We start from the raw sequence: 1,031 nt of genomic DNA, 5'->3' as shown, positions 1-1,031 counted from the left end.
CTGGTCGCGGCCATCGTCTACATGGTGGACGTGCGCCCGGCGATCCGGGCGCTGACCAGCCGGGGCGGCCGGAACGACCGGAACATGGGCCCGTACGGCCCCTGGTAGACCAGCCGGGTCGACCCGCGCCGGACGATCGGTGCGGGGTCGATGCGCACCGGACATGATCGAAGGGGTGAGCCCCGGTGCTCGCGGGACCGATCCGCGAGCACCGGGGCTCACCCCTTCCGCCGCCCGCGTCAGCCCAGGATCAGCTGGACCGGGTTGCGCTCCAGCAGCAGCACGGCGACGTCGTCCGCCAGCGCGCCGCCGTTCAGCTCCTCGACCTCCGCGATCGCACTGTCCACGAGCCGACCCCTGGTCAGCCCGGCGGCCAGGTGGTCGCCGATGAGGTCCGCCAGTCCGTCCTGGCCGAGCCTGCGCGATCCGGCGCCGACGCGGCCCTCGATCAGACCGTCGGTGTAGAGCAGCAGCCGCCAGCCGGGGTGCAGTTCGAGCCGGTGCGCCGGCCAGACGGCGTCGCAGTCGTCGCAGGGGAGCAGCCCGAGCGCCGGGCCGGCCAGGTCGGCCGGCAGCATGACCGGCTTGTGGTCCGAGCCGAGCAGCAGGGGTGCGGGATGGCCCGCGAGGTAGAGCCGGGCGGTCTCGACGGCGCCCAGCTCGTCCAGCCGACCGGTGGTCTCGCGGGGCTCGATGACCAGCATGCAGAGCGTCGCGAAGATCTCGTCGCTGCGCCGCTCGTGCTCCAGGACGTGCTGGAGGGTGGTGAGCAGGGCCTCGCCGGTGAGCCCGGCGAAGACCAGGGTGCGCCACGCTATCCGGAGCGCCACCCCGAGCGCGGCCTCGTCCGGGCCGTGGCCGCAGACGTCGCCGATCACGACGTGGACGGTGCCGTCGTCGGTGCGCACGGCGTCGTAGAAGTCGCCGCCGAGCAGGGCGCGCCGCCGGCCGGGGCGGTAGCGCCGGGTGAAGGAGAGTCCGGCGCCGTCCAGCAGCGGGGTGGGCAGCAGGTGGCGCTGCAGGCGGGGGGT

1 protein-coding gene and 1 pseudogene are annotated in these 1,031 nt (G+C 74.6%); one reads left to right on the top strand and one right to left on the bottom strand.

Going from position 1 to position 1,031, the window contains the following annotated elements; translation table 11 throughout:
• Positions 1–108: pseudogene (locus tag MCM47_RS41435) on the top strand (DUF2516 family protein); the annotation flags it as partial.
• A gap of 131 nt (positions 109–239) precedes the next feature.
• Here the strand turns inward: MCM47_RS41435 and MCM47_RS41430 are convergent.
• A partial coding sequence (locus MCM47_RS41430) for a PP2C family protein-serine/threonine phosphatase (protein WP_238951913.1) occupies positions 240–1,031 on the bottom strand: 792 nt, incomplete at its 5' end.

Origin of the sequence: Kitasatospora sp. A2-31 (assembly GCF_022288725.1) — a bacterium.
In the GTDB taxonomy this organism is placed as follows: Bacteria; Actinomycetota; Actinomycetes; order Streptomycetales; family Streptomycetaceae; genus Kitasatospora.
This window is presented reverse-complemented; position numbering and strand designations above follow the sequence as displayed.